At 59.5% G+C, this 16,992-nt stretch carries 14 protein-coding genes; 7 read left to right on the top strand and 7 right to left on the bottom strand.

Features of this window, described 5'->3' with window-relative positions; translation table 11 throughout:
- Positions 1-2 precede the first annotated feature (2 nt).
- The 7 genes from PAF20_RS14155 to PAF20_RS14125 form a co-directional block, all read right to left on the bottom strand.
- Complete coding sequence (locus PAF20_RS14155; protein WP_271071248.1) at positions 3-2,081, bottom strand: 3-hydroxyacyl-CoA dehydrogenase NAD-binding domain-containing protein; 2,079 nt, start codon at positions 2,079-2,081, stop codon at positions 3-5.
- Between the two features lie 111 nt (positions 2,082-2,192).
- The gene (locus tag PAF20_RS14150) at positions 2,193-2,939 is read right to left on the bottom strand and encodes a copper homeostasis protein CutC (protein WP_271071247.1); all 747 of its coding nucleotides are present in this window, start codon (positions 2,937-2,939) and stop codon (positions 2,193-2,195) included.
- Positions 2,936-4,219, bottom strand: a complete 1,284-nt coding sequence (locus PAF20_RS14145; RefSeq protein ID WP_271071246.1) for an MFS transporter — start codon at positions 4,217-4,219, stop codon at positions 2,936-2,938. Before PAF20_RS14145 ends, PAF20_RS14150 begins: the two co-directional genes overlap by 4 nt.
- Before the next feature lie 2 nt (positions 4,220-4,221).
- A complete protein-coding gene (locus tag PAF20_RS14140) occupies positions 4,222-5,661 on the bottom strand; it encodes a M81 family metallopeptidase (protein WP_271071245.1) in 1,440 nt (479 codons plus the stop codon).
- Between the two features lie 14 nt (positions 5,662-5,675).
- Complete coding sequence (locus PAF20_RS14135) at positions 5,676-7,580, bottom strand: beta-N-acetylhexosaminidase (protein WP_271071244.1); 1,905 nt, start codon at positions 7,578-7,580, stop codon at positions 5,676-5,678.
- 24 nt (positions 7,581-7,604) lie between these two features.
- Positions 7,605-8,375, bottom strand: coding sequence for an SDR family oxidoreductase (locus PAF20_RS14130; RefSeq protein WP_271071243.1), 771 nt, complete (start codon positions 8,373-8,375; stop codon positions 7,605-7,607).
- A 45-nt stretch (positions 8,376-8,420) separates the two neighbouring features.
- Positions 8,421-9,383 (bottom strand): MurR/RpiR family transcriptional regulator, encoded by a 963-nt coding sequence (locus PAF20_RS14125; RefSeq protein ID WP_271071242.1) that lies wholly within the window; start codon positions 9,381-9,383, stop codon positions 8,421-8,423.
- 112 nt (positions 9,384-9,495) lie between these two features.
- On the opposite strand from PAF20_RS14125, the gene PAF20_RS14120 reads away from it, so the two are divergent.
- From PAF20_RS14120 to PAF20_RS14090, 7 genes are all read left to right on the top strand, one after another.
- Positions 9,496-10,002: a hypothetical protein gene (locus PAF20_RS14120; RefSeq protein ID WP_271071241.1), complete on the top strand. Its 507-nt coding sequence runs from the start codon at positions 9,496-9,498 to the stop codon at positions 10,000-10,002.
- Entirely contained in the window at positions 9,999-11,504 is a 1,506-nt protein-coding gene (locus tag PAF20_RS14115) for a M81 family metallopeptidase (RefSeq protein WP_271071240.1), read from the top strand. Before PAF20_RS14120 ends, PAF20_RS14115 begins: the two co-directional genes overlap by 4 nt.
- On the top strand, positions 11,501-12,589 hold the full coding sequence (locus PAF20_RS14110) for a D-TA family PLP-dependent enzyme (protein ID WP_271071239.1): 1,089 nt from the start codon (positions 11,501-11,503) through the stop codon (positions 12,587-12,589). The genes PAF20_RS14115 and PAF20_RS14110 overlap by 4 nt, the downstream gene beginning before the upstream one ends.
- Before the next feature lie 167 nt (positions 12,590-12,756).
- Complete coding sequence (locus PAF20_RS14105) at positions 12,757-13,914, top strand: Gfo/Idh/MocA family protein (protein ID WP_271071238.1); 1,158 nt, start codon at positions 12,757-12,759, stop codon at positions 13,912-13,914.
- The gene (locus PAF20_RS14100; protein WP_271071237.1) at positions 13,914-14,798 is read left to right on the top strand and encodes a carbohydrate ABC transporter permease; all 885 of its coding nucleotides are present in this window, start codon (positions 13,914-13,916) and stop codon (positions 14,796-14,798) included. Before PAF20_RS14105 ends, PAF20_RS14100 begins: the two co-directional genes overlap by 1 nt.
- A 9-nt stretch (positions 14,799-14,807) precedes the next feature.
- Complete coding sequence (locus tag PAF20_RS14095) at positions 14,808-15,680, top strand: carbohydrate ABC transporter permease (RefSeq protein ID WP_271071236.1); 873 nt, start codon at positions 14,808-14,810, stop codon at positions 15,678-15,680.
- Positions 15,681-15,708: 28 nt separating this feature from the next.
- Entirely contained in the window at positions 15,709-16,926 is a 1,218-nt protein-coding gene (locus PAF20_RS14090; protein ID WP_271071235.1) for an extracellular solute-binding protein, read from the top strand.
- Positions 16,927-16,992 lie beyond the last annotated feature (66 nt).

Below are 16,992 nucleotides of genomic sequence, written 5' to 3'. Positions count from 1 at the left end.
TGTCAGCCGTTCAGGTCGCGGAACCTGCGGCCCTCGCTGGCCAACCTCTGGATTAGTGGCGGGACGGTCCAGCTTTGCGGATCCTCAGCGGCGAGCGCTTTGTATTCCTCCAGCAGCTTCGGCAAGCCCCACTCATCGGCCAGCCGCATCGGACCGCCGCGCCAGCGTGGGAAACCATAGCCGTGAACCAGCACCAGATCGACATCAGCCGGGCGGTTGGCGATGCCTTCTTCAACGATATCCGCACCTTCGGCAATCATGGACAGGGCAAGCCGACGCGCGATTTCTTCATCTGTGAATTCGCGGCGGGTGATCCCGGCCTCGGCAGATGCGCGGCGCACCTCGTCGTCGACCGCAGATGACGGCGCCGCCCTGCTGTCGTCATAATCATACCAGCCTGCGCCAGTCTTGCGTCCCAATCGTTCCAGTTCTTCGACCATACGGTCGGCGACAGGCACATAACGGCCGGTAAATTCGATCCCGGCGTCGCGTTTTCGTTTGCGATTGGCATAGGCAATGTCCAGACCTGACAGGTCCTGGACCGCATAAGGGCCCATCGCCATACCGAAACTCCTCATGGCCTTGTCCACCTGCGCGGGCAAGGCACCTTCCAGAAGGGTCACATCCGCCGTCTGCCGATAGCGGGTCAGGATACGATTGCCGATAAAACCGTCACAGACCCCAGCCTCAACGGCGATTTTGCCCAGCCGTTTTGTCAGCGCAAATGCCGTGGCAAGCGTCTGCTTCGATGTCTCTTCCGCGCGGATCACCTCGACCAGCTTCATCAGATGCGCGGGCGCGAAGAAATGCAGCCCAAGAAAGCGTGAGGGATTGTGCACCACTTCGGCAATCCTGTTCACGTCAAGGTAAGAGGTGTTCGTCGCAAGAATGGTGTCATCCGGCAGCCCTTTCGCCAGCCGCGCGAAAAGCTCTCGCTTCACATCGAGGTTTTCGAACACCGCCTCGATCACGATATCGACTGCGGGCAGGGCGGTATCCGCACCATTGATGAAATGAAAGGTCTCATCCAGGCGGCGATCTGCCTCGGTCCGTTCCAGCTTGCCCCTGCTGACCGCTTCATCGAACAGTTTACTGACATTGGTGCGGGCGCGACCTTCGGCCTCCGCATCGTTTTCCAGAAGCGTGATCTCAATCCCGGCAGTGTTCAGCGCATAGGCAATCGCCGCCCCCATCGTGCCGCCGCCCGCCACAAGCGCATGATCTACCGTCGCCGGTTCCAGCTTCTTCAGCTCGGCAGAGGCGCCCGCAGCGCGTTCGGCAAAGAAGATATGGCGCAGGGCACGCGCCTGACCGCCCGAGCGCAGCTCAAGAAACGCTGCCCGCTCGGCCTCCATGCCCTCTCGCAGGGACAGCGTGGCCGCCCCCTCCATCAGCTCGATAGCTTTCAACGGCGCGAACTGGCCGCGCATCCGTTTCTTCGCATTTTCCCGTGCAGCCTTGACGGCATCAGGTGCAGCAGTGGGGTTGGGCATGTCACCGATTGCCGGCCCGAGTCGCGCGATATCCAGTGACAGCGCCGCCTGCACCGGGTCATCGGCAATGGCATCTACCATGCCCTGTTCCAGAGCAGCCTTGCCCTTCAGCGTCTGCCCGGTTGAGATCAGCGGCAGAGCCTTTTCGAGCCCGATCAGACGTGGCAGGCGTTGTGTGCCGCCCGATCCGGGGACGACGCCAAGCGTCACCTCTGGCAACCCGATCACCGCAGCCGGTGCGGCGACCCGATAGCGGCAGGCAAGCGCGATTTCATAGCCGCCGCCAAGCGCTGCGCCATTGATCGCGGCAATGGCAGGCAGTTCGGCCAGTGCATTCACCACGTCGGGAAGGTGCGGCTCTAACGCGGGGCCATCAAATTCCTTTGCATCTGCCCCGGCCACAAAGGCCCGGCCTGCACCCGTGATCACGACGCGGTCAATACGGCCTTCGGCCAGTGCTGCCTCGGCCTCGTTAATCGCCCCAAGCAGTCCCGCCCGCACAGCCTGTGAGATCACGTTAACCGGCGGGTTGTCGATGGTCACGATCAGGGCAGAGCCGCGAATTTCGCTTCTGATGGGGTCGGTCATGAAAGGGGCCTTTCGCTACACCGTATAAGACAAGGGCCGCTGAGGGCCGCTTGGCCGAGGTATATCAGATCAATCGCGGCCAGCCAGCATCTTGGCAATGGTCTTGCAACGTCAGCGATCCGTTGCTTGGCCTGCGATCAGGTCTAGCGCATCGCGTAGGGCGCGCACGCTGTCACGGTCGGTGCGTTTCGACCCGGCAGGCTGAAAGCCGAACTCGGCAATCGCGCGCAATGATGGCGCTTCGGCCATGACCGAGGCAGAGGCATGAATTTCGCGCAGAGGTATCGCATCGGCAAACGTCGCGGCATTCAAGGCCGAAACGCCGCCGCCGGGCATGACCGTCACGGATGGGGCCGTGTCAGACATCAGTTTCAGCCTGTCGATGCCGCTTAACGCCGTGGTTGCGCCACCCGAAGACAAGACGCGCCGGACGCCCAGCCCTTCAACCAGCCGCATTGATTCGGCGGGGTCCGGTACAAGGTCGATGGCGCGGTGAAGGGTGATGTCCAATCCTTCTGCTGCGCGGACCATTTCTGTCATCGCCTCGGTATCCAGCCTGCCATCGGGCAGCGATGCGCCGATCACGACACCCGCCAGACCTGCCGCTTTGACGGCTGCTATTTCGGCCAGCATGGCGTCGCGCTCGGCGCGGTTCCAGACGAAATCCCCGGCTCGTGGACGGATCATCACCATCGAAGGCAAGGAAGAGCGTCGCGCAAGTAACATCAGCCCGGCAGATGGCGTCAGACCGCCAACGCCAAGGGCCGCGCAAAGCTCAATCCGGTCGGCGCCGCCATCTGCGGCCGCGCGGATGCCAGCCTCATCATCGACACAGATTTCCAGCGTGATCCGGTTCATCCCGACAGCCTTTCCCGCCAGACCAGTATCGCCGCGCCGAGCATCCCGGCAAGACCGCTTAAAATAGCTGCTGCGGGATAGCCTTGTATCGCAGTCCCGATGGCAAATACCCCCGCGCCAAACGCGCCGCCAAGAAACATGTTCACAGCAATCAGAGATGCGGACAATCCGGGCCGGTCGCTGATCAGGTCCAGCAGATAGGAAATCGGGATCGAGATAATGCCAGCCGCCCCGATGCCCGCCAATATGCTGGCGGCAAAGACATGCAGAGGGTCCGTCGCCAGGGCCAGCCCGATCAGATAGAACAGGTAGATGCCAATTGCATATGCAAGCGCCGTTGTCAGGCGCAGATAGCGCAGCGACCATGTCCATGCGAACATGAAGATGACCTCCAGCAGGGCGACCATACCGACGGCATAGCCGACATCGCCGGCTTTACCGCCGGCCTGGCCGGTCATGATCAGCGGCAGAACCGCGCCATTCACATGCAGCACCTGACTGATCAGGGCAACGCCGACAACCGGCGCCAGAAGGTGCGGTCGCAGGATCTGAAGCATGTCGCCAAAGACCGATCCCGGCAACCTGACCTGAACCGGCCGGTCAGTCCGCCCTGAACTTGGCGCGACGCGCGCGGTGCCGGTTCCGCCTTCTGGCAGGTCCTCTTCCGCGGAAGGCGGGCCCGGTCGCGGTCGGTCTGGTCCAAGCCATAGCATGATGGTCGTCATACAGGCGGCAGCAGCTATTGTTGCGATCAGATAGGCCCCGATCATACTGTCCTGACCGGCAAGGATCAGGCCGACGATGCCCGGCACCAGCACCCAGGACAGCGAAATGGCCATCCGCATCACGGCATTGACGATCTGCGTTTCTTCCGGTGTGAACAGATGCGACTGCGCCCGGACATTGCCGAACAGCATCGAGTTGGTGGCATGAAACAGCGCCAGCGGCCCGATCATGACAACCGCAAAGACCAGGGGCGAAGGGAAGGCCCAGATGGCCCCGTAGCCGATGATGCCGAAGGCCGAGACGAAGATCAGCGGCAGGCGGTAGCTTTGGAAGCGGTCGGACGTGGCACCAATGGCAATGGCCATGATGACATTCGTAATAGATGCGATAAGCGCAATCGTCGCGTAGGCCTGATCCGAGAGCCCAAGTTCGCGGATACCGATAACGGACTGATAGGGAGAGGTCGCCGCACCCGCCAGCCCGTACAGAAAAATCGCTGCGGCAGAGACGCGAACCACCTTGTGATGGCGAAGAATGGCGATCCACGGGTTCATTGTCAGGACTGAGTCTGGAAACGGGCAGAGAGCTGCGCAGATGGTTGGAAGCCACAGTCGGGATCAAAGGGCAGGGTGGCCTGATGCCGATGCCTGTTCTCAAGCCGCGCGATGTCCTGATTTACCGCGCCATCTGTCAGCGCCATCAGGTTCGGACCGGCGATGGCCGCAAGATCGGGCGACAGATAGCCGGATTTGACAACCACCAGCCTTGCCTCGGATGGGTTCAGGCCGAGTCGCGTGAAATCCTCGGTATTGTGATAGGGGCGGCGGCGGGCAGCAAGCACAAGCTGGATCCCCCCGGTCTGGACAACGGCCTGTCTTTCGGTCGTCTTGTCGCCTTCGACAAGACGCAGCACCCGGACCGTTTCGGTCACCGACAAGCCAGAGGGATCCAGCGTTCCGCCGATCTTAAGTGGTAGTTCCGCACCTTCGCCGGCATTGAAACAAGCCTCGGTCGCCGGTGCATCGGTGATGCCTGCGACGATGGTTTCCTGCCAGTCGCGCTCAATCAGCTTTGCCAGCACGTCGGCCCGGTCACCGACGCCGCCACCGGTGGGGTTGTCGCCGCTGTCTGCAAGAATGATCGGACGGGTTTCTGTGCGGCCTGCCAGATCGAGCATTTCGTCCAATGTGCCAGTCACCGGCCCAAAGGCGAACCGATCACGCGCATTCCAGAAATCTGCCGCAATACGCTCTGCCGCGGCACTGGCCGCATCCGCATCAGTCCCGGTGACGATGGCCGCTGCCGTTGCGCGCGGTTCGTCCGCCCAGACATAGCCGATCATCAGATCTGTACGCCAGACGTCCGGGCCTTCCAGAGCTGGCAAACCGGCATAGAGGCTGCGCGCAGGTTCATCCACGGTGGACGAACGCTCTCCGGGCAGCAGCAGCGGCACCGGTACGCGTATGACGCCGGGACGTTCCCCCGTGGTCAGCGCGCGCACCAGCATCTTCACCGAGGCATCCATCGTCTCGGCGACGTCGATATGCGGCGCTGTGCGATAGGCTGCGAAAATGTCGATCGCATCAACCACCTGTTGCGAGACATTGCCATGCAGGTCGTAGCTGACGGCAATCGGAATATTGGGGCCGACCATATCGCGAACAGCGCCGATCCAATCGGCCTCTGCGTCGAACATCCCGTCGACCTTCATCGCGCCATGCATGGCAAGATAGACGCCGTCGACCGGCATAGCGCTTGCAAGACGGTCCAGAAACTCCGCCTTGAACGCGTCATATGCGTCTTTCGCGACCGGGCCGCCGGGAACGGCGCGGGCGTGCAGAAGCGGCAGAAACGCCGCTTCATGCGCTTTCAGAAAGGCGAAATAGTCATGATCCACAAGCTCCGCGCCACGCAAGACCCGGAAATCTCCGGTGCGCATCAGGACCGGGGAATAGGTCGAGCATTCGGTATGGATGCCGCCGACAGCAATGCGCATTGTTCCGTCTTCCTCTATAGCGTGGGATGCAGACGCACTTGCGCCGCAAAGCGCTGCCAATCCTTATTTTCCTTTTGTGTCCACGCGGCCTCTGCGATGGCGGGAAGGCGCGGGAAGACCAGATCGTTGAACCATGCGGTGGTGGTGAAATGTTCGCACCATATGCACGACTGGATACCGCGCATATGGCCGCGCAGATCGTCAGGAAAGTCGCCCTCTGCCTCATATTGATAGGTCTGTTCAGGTGGCACGGGACCCGCCCATCCGGCACCGTTTTCCAGCCAGTCAGGACCCTGCACCATATCCATGTAATATGCCTGTCCCGGCGTCATGATGACGTCATAGCCCTGCCGCGCAAGCTCGATCCCGACCTCCGGCGTTTCCCATGCCATCAGGATGGTGTCTTCCGGTTCAACGCCACCGCCATGTGAAAGCTCGTTCCAGCCGACCATCACCTTGCCGCGCGCGTTCAGCATTTTCTTCACGCGCCCGGCGAACCAGCTTTGAAGCTCGAATGTGCCCGAAAGCCCTTCGCGCTGCATCAGAATGCGCGCCTTCGGGGATTCCAGCCATGCGTTCTTGGCGACCTCGTCCCCGCCGATGTGGAAATAGCGTGCGGGAAAAATTTCGCACAGCTCATCTATGATGGTTTCCAGCACCGTGAAAGTTTCCGGCACACCCGGATTCCACGAGTTGTTCGGATAGCCTTGCACGGGCGCATAGCTGTTCGGCGTCTCGTCCGGATCGACAAGGAAAGGCAGCGCTGCCAGCACGCAAGCCGCGTGACCGGGTGTTTCGATTTCCGGCATGACCTCGATCCCCAGCCCGCTTGCATGTGCCACGAGATCGCGCATCTGGTCCTGAGTGTAATAGCCACCTGCCTTTTCGGGCCCGTCGCCAAGCTGCGGCAGCATACCGGGGGAATCATATCCGCGATGCGCACCCTCTGCGGTCAGCTGAGGGTAGGCGCGGATTTCGGCCCGCCAGCCCTCGTCATCAGTCAGGTGCCAGTGGAAGATGTTCATCCGGTACCAGCCGAGGATATCGACAACCCGCTTTACCTCTTCAAAGCTCCAGAAATGGCGCGATACGTCCAGATGACTGCCCCGCCAGTCATAGCGTGGTGCGTCTTCGATCGTTCCGGAAAGCGGAAAGCGGAACTGTGGGTCGTTGAACGCCCCGTGCAGCATATGAGCAAGCGCGATCAGGCCATAGCGACGGCCCGCCTCTGTGCTGGCGGACAAGGTGATCTGTTCTGCGAAGTCCAGCCGGAAGCCCTCTGTCGGCAGGCCCGCATCCTCGGCAAAGGCAAGCCCGCGGCTGCCGGGCGCCTCGCCAAGCTGGAACAGCTTTCGCGCGGTCGGAAACAGACGAGTGTGCAGGTCATCGACCGACAGCATCAATCTGCGATCCGCAAGCGATGTGCCATCGGCGGCGTGCAGGATGACCGGTGCCTCGCCGGCCTCTGCGTCGATCTGGTTAGGCCACGGCATAAGGGCGAAGGGCAAGGTCAGCTTGCCTTCGGGCAGACGGGGCGGCGGCAGCGAAGGGATGTCGGGGTGTTGGATCAGATCACCGACCTGAATGTGAAGATGTGTTCCGTCAGCCCGCGTGATCCATGCCGTTTTCGCCGCGTCATTGCGGTGAAACGGCATCCTGTTCAGGCCAGAGACGCTGAAGCGCCATGTGTCACCGGCCTTCAGGCGCGTTCCTTCCGGGGGCGCCAGTTCATGATAATTGGCGACGCGGCGCAGGACTTTTGCGCCCACAATATCATGCTCTGGCATGATCCGGGTAATTGTGGTGACCGACAGCGTGAAATTGGCCAACTCCTCTTCGCCGAGGTTGTGAAGTGTTACGGTCCAGCTTCCATCAGGTGCAGGAGCGGGTGACCAGGCGTTTTCAAGGAAAAGGGTCATAGTGGCGATCTTTCAGGCGAGAGTTCAGTAGTCTTCGGACTGGGAAAACTGACGAGCAAGCGCCGGGATACCTGCGGTCAGACCGCAATCGACCGGCAGCACCACGCCCGTTATCCCCCCGGCAAGCGGCGATGCGAGAAAGCCGACCGCTTCCGCTACATCGTCAGGCCGGACGATACGGCCTAGGGCATAGTGGCGCGCGGCTTCTTCGAACACCGCCGGATTGGCCCGTGCCCGTTCTTCCCAGGCCTGCGTGCGGACCGTGCCGGGGGCGACGGCATTTGCGCGCAGGCCGTGGCGGCCATATTCCACGGCAATCATGCGTGTCAGATGGATCATTCCGGCCTTGGCAGCGGAATAAGCGGGATGGCCGAACACCGACATCCCGTTGACCGAGGCGATGTTGACCACCGATCCCTGCGACGCCACCAGCTGATCGGCAAATGCGGCAAAGACCTGATAAGGCGCGCTGAGGTTCAATGACAGATCATCATGCCACTGGTCTGAGGTCGTTGCGTGCAGGCTGGGCCCGATTGCCGCGCCGGCGTTGTTTACCAGCGTCACCGCCGTTCCGTTGCCTGCCACGATCTCGGCCAGATTCGTGCAGCTTTCATTCGCGGTGACATCGACCTGAATCGGTATCGCTTCACCCTGCATTTCTTCCGCTGTAGCCTCTGCCGCTGACAGATTCAGATCGGCAAGCACAACTGCGTCGTGATCGCGCAGCAATCTTCGGGATATGGCGCGGCCGATGTCACCCGCCGCACCAGTGACAATGGCAAGTCGCTTCGACATGACTTCCTCTTCCATGGTTCAAATTCTGACCGTTTTCTGCGTCGCTCAGTCGCCCAGAAGCTGCCTGTCGTCCCCGTCGCGGTGACGGATCAACTGTTCCTTGATGCCGCGCAGCAGAACGGCAGAGCGGTCGCGGTTGGCATAGGCGACGAGATTCGCGATGATGTCGACCGCCGCAAGGAATGCAAACCGCGTCGAGGTGGGCCTGAAGATATTTTTGCCTTCTGGCAGATTGATCGGGACGACGACATCCGCGCAGTTCGCCAGCGGGGAATCGCGCTGCGTCAATGCGATGGTTGGGACTTCGCGTTCCTGCAGAAGCTGGAAACAGCGCACCAGTTCTACATTGCGGCCGCTGAACGAAGAACCGAGCACAACCGTTCCCCTTTCGGCGGCGGCGGATTGCATCAACATGAGTCCGTGATCGGTCGAGGCGGAAATCCGGCAGCCAAGACGGAACAGGCGGTTATGCAACTCATTCGCGATCATGGATGAATTGCCGCCAGAGCCGAACGCATAGATGAAACCGGCGCCCGCCAGCAAATCCGCTGCCCTGGCGATGCTGTCCATATCCAGCCCACGATGCAGTTCGAACAGCGCGCTTTGGGCCTTCGTCACGATGTCTTCTGCGACCTCTGCCGGGGTCGTCGTGGCCATTTCCGGGTTCAGATAGCGCAGACCGACATAGGCGCTTTTGGCAAGCTGCACCTTGAAATCCGAAAATGAGGCGCAGCCAAGTCTGCGGCAAAAACGTGTGACGGTAGGCGGGGAGACGCCCGCACGCTCGGCAATTTCGGTAATGGAGGCGCCGGTCGCGAAATTCACATCGGACAGTATTTCCGCCGCCAGCCTGCGCTCTAGCGCTGAAATCAGGCCCTCTTCATTTGCCAGTGCCGCGATGATATCGGGCGGTGCCGTTGTCGCCGGGCTTGGGTCATTTGCAGAAGGCGGCAGGCTTTCTGCGTCCTCCCCTGCGGTTTCCTGTTCTGGCAAATTTGGGTCGGTCATGACTCTTCCAGAAATTTGTTTTCTCATTTTCTTGACATTTATCCATGTCTCTCGTGATGATACTAGAGAAATCTTCAAGTGCAGAAATTTTTTTTCACATAGGGGGCCAAAAGTGAGCTTGCGTGATCCGTTCAAGAATCCGTTCGCAGAGGAAGACACGGATCGACGTGCCATTTGGGAAATGCTGGTCCCGCGGGATATCGAGGCGTTTCTGACTGCAGACTGGCAGATGGTCGCCGACGATTTCATCGCGGCGGGATTTACCGGGATCAGCGGTAATCATCAACCGGATCCGCAGGGCTATACGCTGGCCTTCCCCACCCTGGAAGCCTATCGCGACGAATGGCTGCGGCAGGCGCAGGAATTCGGCGCAACGCGCGATGCCGGCGCCTTCGCGGGTGATCCCAAGCAGGGTATTTTCGGCGCGACACGGCTGGAAGAGATCGAGATTGACGGCGACGCGGCTCTGGTCCGCAAGAAGTTCGATGGTAAGCTGGCAAAGGCCGATGGCAGTCATGACGTCATGAACTGGCAAACCCTGTATATTTGCCGCCGCGATGGCGGGCGTTGGAAGATTGCGGGTTTTGTCGGCTACTTGCCCTACGTGGCAAATCCATGACGGCTGTCAGTCGAAAGCGGATCTTTGTCGCAGCGCTCGCGACAGAGACGAATACTTTTTCCCCGATCATGATCGACCGGCAAGGGTTTGAAACCTCGCTTTATGCCCCACCCGGTCAGCATCCACCGACGCCAACCCTGTGTACCGCGCCGATTCCCGTCGGGCGCCGGGTTTGCGCCGAGAAGGGCTGGACGCTGATCGAAGGAACCGCGGCCTGGGCGGACCCGGCGGGTCTTGTTTCGCGGGGGGCATACGAATCCCTGCGTGATGAGATTCTGGATCAGCTTCGGGCGGCTTTGCCCGTCGATGCGGTGGTGATGGGGTTGCATGGCGCGATGGTCGCGCAGGGCTATCTCGACCCCGAGGGCGATCTGCTGGCGCGCATCCGCGAGATCATCGGTCCCGATGTGCTGCTTTGTGCAGAGCTTGATCCGCACAGCCACCTGACCGAAAAGCGGGTCGCCGCGGCGGATTTCTTTGTCGTCTTCAAAGAGTTCCCGCACACCGATTTCGTCGAACGGGCCGAGGATCTGTGGCGTATCACGGTCGATACGCTGGAAAATCGGGTGCATCCGGTCATGTCGATCCATGACTGCAAGATGATCGACGTATTTCCGACCTCGAAAGAGCCGATGCGGGGCTTTGTCGACCTGATGCAGCAGATCGAAAAGGATGATCCGCGGGTCCTGTCCCTTTCGACCATCCACGGATTCATGGCCGGTGACGTCCCTGAAATGGGAACCAAAACTATTGCCGTAACGGACGGCAATGCGGAACTGGGCCAGCGGTTGGCGCGGGAACTGGGCGAGAAGCTGTATGCCAATCGCGGGCGCCACATCATGCCGGCGATGAACGAGGTTGATGCCGTGGCAAAGGCGATGGCATCGCAGGATGGGCCCGTTGTCATCGCCGATATGTGGGACAATCCCGGTGGTGGTACGGCGGGCGATGCAACGGTGCTTTTGCGCGAACTTCTGTCCAAAGGGGCGAAGGATGTTGCCGTAGGCACGATCTGGGATCCGATGGCGGTGCAGATCTGCATGGTGGCGGGTGAGGGCGCCGAGTTTTTGCTGCGCTTTGGCGGAAAGTCTGCGCCAAATACGGGTGATCCGGTTGATGCACTTGTTCGTGTGGAGAAGGTATCTGCCGATGCGCGGATGATCTTTGGGGAAAGCGTAGTTCCCTTTGGCCCGGCTGCGCGTATCTCGGTGCTGGATCAGCAGGGCGAAGATACGGGCGTTAAGGTGATCCTGAACACGGTGCGGGCGCAAAGCTATGATCCGTCGCTGTTTACGGCGCTTGGAATCGATCCGCAAAAGCAGAAAATCCTGGCCATCAAGTCGACCAATCATTTTTATGCCGCCTTCGCGCCTATCGCGTCAGAGATCATTTATTGCTCTGCCGGGCGGCCTTACCCGAACGAGCCAGCTACAACGCCCTATCGCCATGTGCGTCAGGACATCTGGCCGCGCAATCTCAAGACTGAGGAAAGTGAAGCATGACCTTCCCCTGGCCGGAACCCGGCACCCCGCTGCATGATGTCCTCACCCCGATGCCGGTCATAGATGAGGATCGGGTTGCCGCGAATATCGGCCGTGCACAGCGATATATGGACCAGCACCGGATAGCGTTCAGGCCGCATATCAAGACCCACAAGCTTTCTTACGTCGCAAAGCAGCAGCTTGCCGCTGGGGCGGTGGGCCTGAACTGTCAGAAACTGACCGAGGCAGAGGCATTTGCCGATGCCGGTTTCGACGACATTCTTGTCACTTACAATATTCTGGGCGCTTCGCGTCTGGGCCGTTTGAAGGCGTTGAACAATCGCGTTTCTGCCTTGAAAGTCTGCGCCGATAACGAGGTCGCGGTTGCAGGTTACGCCGCCACTTTCGGCAAAGACAAGCCGTTGTCAGTGCTGATCGAATGTGACACTGGCGGCGGGCGCTGTGGTGTTCAGTCACCGCGCGCCGCATTCGAACTGGCGCAGAAAATCAGTGCTTCGGACGGCCTGCACTTCGCTGGATTGCTGACCTATCCCGCGCCCGGTGGTGCAAAAGCCGTCCAGAGTTTTCTGACTGAGGCGATGGCACTGCTTGATTCCGTTGGGATCGACTGCCCGATACGTTCGAATGGCGGCAGTCCGGATATCTGGCAAGCGCATCTGGTTCCCGCCGCGACAGAGCATCGGGCTGGCACCTATGTCTACAACGACCGCTCGATGGTGCGTACGGGCGAATGCAAGGAAGATGATCTCGCTTTGCATGTTCTGGCGACCGTGGTTTCGATACCGACCGAGGGAAGGCTTGTTCTTGACGCCGGGTCGAAGGCCTTGACCTCTGATCTGCTCGGTTTTGATGATTTTGGGCGGATCGAAGAGTTGCCAGGTGCAAAGATCGTTTCTCTGTCCGAAGAACATGCCGTGACGGATGTGTCGGGTTGCACAGCAGACCTTCCCCGGATCGGAGAGCAGGTGCGAATCGTCCCAAACCATTGCTGCGTCGTGTCGAATCTGTTCGACCGTGTTGTTTTTCATCGGGACGGTGCCGTGACGCGCGTTGAAAAGCTGCTTGCCCGTGGAACGGTCTGGTAAGGCGCTGTGAAAGGCAAATTTCCGCTTCTCGTGCCGCAAATGCCGGTGAAAGAACGTCAGATGCATGAAAAAGTATTACACTGAAACAAGTTAATGCTAAATTTTCTTGACCAAGCTTAAGAAGTTTTTGCATATAGGAGAAAAAGAATTTCTCCAATGGGGGCGAAATGAAGGTTGGGATAATTGGACTTGGCTACCGCCTTGGCTACCTTGGGCATGTCTTCAAGGAGATGGATCCGGAGTTCGAGATTGTTTCCTATTTCGACCCGGAGCCCGCTGGTCTGCCAACCTTGCAGGAAAATGGCGTGCCTGAAGGCACCCGATACGGTTCTGCCGAAGAACTGGTGAAGGCTGGTGGCTACGATCTGCTTATGGTCGGCTCTCCCAACCACATGCACCTCGATCATATTCGTCTTGGGCTGGAAGCGGGGAACAAGGTTTTCTCGGAAAAGCCCATCGTTTCGACGATTGACCAGACAGTCGAACTGGCAGGACTGATGGGCCGCTATGGTCATGACCGTCTGCTTGTCGGTCTGGTCCTGCGCTACGCGCCGCTTTACCGCGATCTGCTTAAAGCGCGGGATGATGGCCGACTGGGGAAAATCGTTTCAGTCGAAGCCGCGGAACACATCTTCCCCTATCATGGTGCCTTCTTCATGCGCGACTGGCGCCGCTATGAAAAATGGTCCGGCAGCTTCATGCTGGAAAAGTGCTGCCACGATCTGGACCTTTACAACGGCCTGATCGGTTCCCGGCCCGCGCGTGTTGCCAGCTTCGGCGGGCGCAAGACATTCGTGCCGGAAAACGACCCGCGTCTTGAAGGCGTCAATGATCTGAGTCTGTATCACCGCAAGCCCTCCGGCTGGAACGGCTCTGACAAGGTTTTCGACAACGATGCCGATATCATCGACTATCAGGTTGCTATTGTTGAATACGCCAACGGCGTCGGGATGAATTTCCACACCAATCTGAATGCGCCTGACCAGTTCCGCCGCTTTGCGGTTTTCGGCACCAAAGGTCAGGCCGAGGGCGACTTCATCCGTGGCTTCCTGAACGTCACCGACGTCATGTCAGAGGCCCGCGTCGTCGAAGAACAGTATCAGGCAACCGCACTGTCACAGCATTACGGCGCGGATGAGAAGATGGCCGAAGAGGTCGTGGCCCATGTCATGCGCGGCGGCCCGTTGCCGGTTTCGCCGCTGGATGCGCTTGAGGCAGGTATTCTTGCGATGGCGATGGATGATGCGCGCCGGCAGGGTCGCGTGATCGATCTCGCGCCGATCTGGGAACGTTATGACGAAGCCCTGATGCAGAGGGCCGCCTGATGACAAGTTCGCGTTCCGCTTGGGTATTCGCTTGGGCACTTCTGGCGCCTGCTATCATCTATGTCCTGATCATCGTGGCATGGCCGCTTGTGGAAACTGTACGTCTGTCTTTCACCGACGCGTCGCTGCGTAAGGTGGTGAATTACGTCGGTTGGCGGAACTATGAAAAAATCTTCAACGAGACTTTCCTGACCGTCATTACACGCACGTTTATCTGGACGTTCTTTTCGGTTCTGCTGAAGATGATCATCGGGATGTGCGGGGCGGTGTTGCTGAATGCTGCCGTGCCAGGGCGCAATCTGTTCCGTATTCTGACCATGCCGCCGTGGATCGTGCCGATGGCAATCGGCATCTTCATGTGGGGCTGGATGTATAACGGGCAGTTTGGGATGATCTCTGGCCTGCTGCAACGCTTTGGTATCGTCGATGGGCCGGTGGCTTTCCTTGCCTATGGCAGCACAGCGTTCTGGGCGACGATTGTTACGGATGTCTGGATCGGTGTGCCGATGGTGACGATCTATTTCCTGGCCGCGATGCAGGCGATACCGAAGGACCTGTATGAGGCCGCATGGACCGATGGTGCCAGCCGCTGGACCCGCTTTCGCCGTATCACACTGCCGCTGATGGCACCGGCGATCATTACCATGTCGATGCTGTCGCTGATTGCCACATTCAACAGTTTTGACATCATCTGGATCCTGACACAGGGCGGCCCGTCCGGGCAGACGACAACCATGATTATCGACACATATCAGGTCGCTATCGGTTCCAAAAAATATGGCGAGGGTGCAGCGCGTGCCGTGGTGATCTGCATCTTCCTGTCGCTGTTCTGTCTGGCATACTTCCGCGTGACCCGGCGCTTGCACGCTATGGACAAGGCATAGGAGACGCAGATGGCTTTGTTCCGCAAAGACGACACGCCCATGATCGACCGCTACCGCTGGTGGGAAATCATCGGGATTTACGCAGGCATCTTTGCCTTCCTGTTCTTCATGCTGGCGCCGTTCATCGAAGGGTTCCTTGTCAGCCTGAAGCCCCTGGCGCAGTTGTTTTCGACGCCGTACAGCTTCTGGCCCGAAAACGGTTCTTTCGCTGCCTATTTCACGATGTGGGAAAGTGTGCCGGGCTTTGCGCGCTACATCTTCAACTCTTTCCTGATCTCCAGCGTGGCGACCATCATCGTGTTGCTGCTGGTCGTGCCTGCCGCCTATGCCTTTGCCCGGTTCAGCTTCAAGGGGATGGGTCTGGTGCTGGCGGCATTCCTTGCGGTCAGCATGTTCTCGGGCGCTGTGCTGCTGATTCCGCTGTTCCGCCTGATGCGGACGTTGGGAATGCTGAACACCTACTGGTCGATGATCGTGCCGGGTGCGGCATTCCTGATCCCCGCCGCGATCTGGTTGCTGCGCACCTATATGATGCGCATCCCGCGAGAGCTGAACGAGGCCGCCTATATGGATGGGGCCAGCCAGTTCTACACCTTTCGCCGGGTGATCCTGCCGATTGCACGACCGGGCATCATCGTGGTCGCGATCATGACCTTTATCGGCGCATATTCGCAGCAGTTCATCTTTGCGCTGACGTTTAACTCCAAGACCGAATACATGCCGCTGCCGATCGGGCTTTACGCCTATTTCGGCAAGCAAGAGGTGATCTGGAATGAATTGATGGCCGCCAGCTTTGTGGGCATTGCGCCCGCGCTGATCCTGATCTTCTTCCTTCAACGCTATCTCGTCGGCGGTCTGACCGCTGGCGCGGTGAAACAATAAACCAACCAACCAACCGGGAGTCCTGAAAGTGAAAACACTATTCCGCACAAGCCTGATCGGCGTTGCCCTTGCCGGAACCACGGCCCTGCCAGCACTGGCAGATGAAATCAGCTGGATCTATTGCGGCGACCGGATCGACCCGGCGCATGAGAAGTACATCGCCGAATGGAACGAGGCGAATCCTGACTTCAACGTCGTGCCCGAAGTCGTCGGCTGGGCACAGTGTCAGGACAAGGCAACCACCCTTGCTGCCGCGGGCAGCCCGGCCGGTATCGCCTATGTCGGCTCGCGCACGCTGAAGGAATTCGCACTCAGCGATCTGATCGTCGAAGTTCCGATGACCGACGATGAAAAGGCCGCCTATTACCCGAATATCGTCGAGACGGTTACCTTCGATGGCACACAGTGGGGTGTACCGATCGCGTTTTCGACCAAGGCGCTTTACTGGAACAAGGATATCTTCCGCGAGGCCGGTCTGGACCCCGAGCAGCCGCCGAAAACCTGGGAAGAAGAGATCGAGTTCGCCAAGACGATCACGGAAAACACCGATAAGGCCGGCTATGGCCTGTCGGCAAAGACCTTCGACAACACGATGCACCAGTTCCTGCATTGGGTATACACCAATAACGGTCAGGTCATCGACGATGAGAACAATATTGTTCTCGACAGCCCCGAGGTGCTTGCCGCGCTGCAGGCTTATAAAGACATCACACCTTATTCCGTCGAGGGCGCGACCGCTTACGAACAGAACGAGATGCGGGCGATCTTCCTGGATGGGCAGGTTGGCATGTTGCAGGCCGCGGTCAGCACAGCGTTCCTGCTGAAGGATACGGATATTGACTGGGGCGTCACTGATCTTCCGCTTGGGCCTGATGCGCAAGGCAAGGGCACTCTGCTGATCACCGACAGCTTGGCGGTCTTCAAGGACTCGGGTGTTGAGGAAAAGGCGGTTGAGTTCGCCAAGTTTATCACTCAGCCGCATATTCAGGAAGAATATGAAGCCGGCGGCCTCGCCGGGCTGACGCCGCTTCGTCCGTCTGCTGCTGTCGATGAAATGGTTGCCGCCGACGCTTACTGGCAGCCCTATATCGACGGTATCGAATTCGGCGGGCCCGAGCCGCTGTTCACCGATTATCGCGGCCTTCAAAACGTGATGATCGAGATGGTGCAGTCCGTTGTCACCGGATCGGCAGAGCCGCAGGAAGCGCTGACCAAAGCTGCGGAAGCGCTTGAAGAGTATAAGTGAGGCAGCCCCGGTCCCGGCCGTGCCATCAGCGGCCGGGACATTTTGAAGACATGGAAGGAATGGCAC

It is taken from the genome of Paracoccus albus, from assembly GCF_027913035.1.
Taxonomy (GTDB): domain Bacteria; phylum Pseudomonadota; class Alphaproteobacteria; order Rhodobacterales; family Rhodobacteraceae; genus Paracoccus; species Paracoccus albus.
This window is presented reverse-complemented; position numbering and strand designations above follow the sequence as displayed.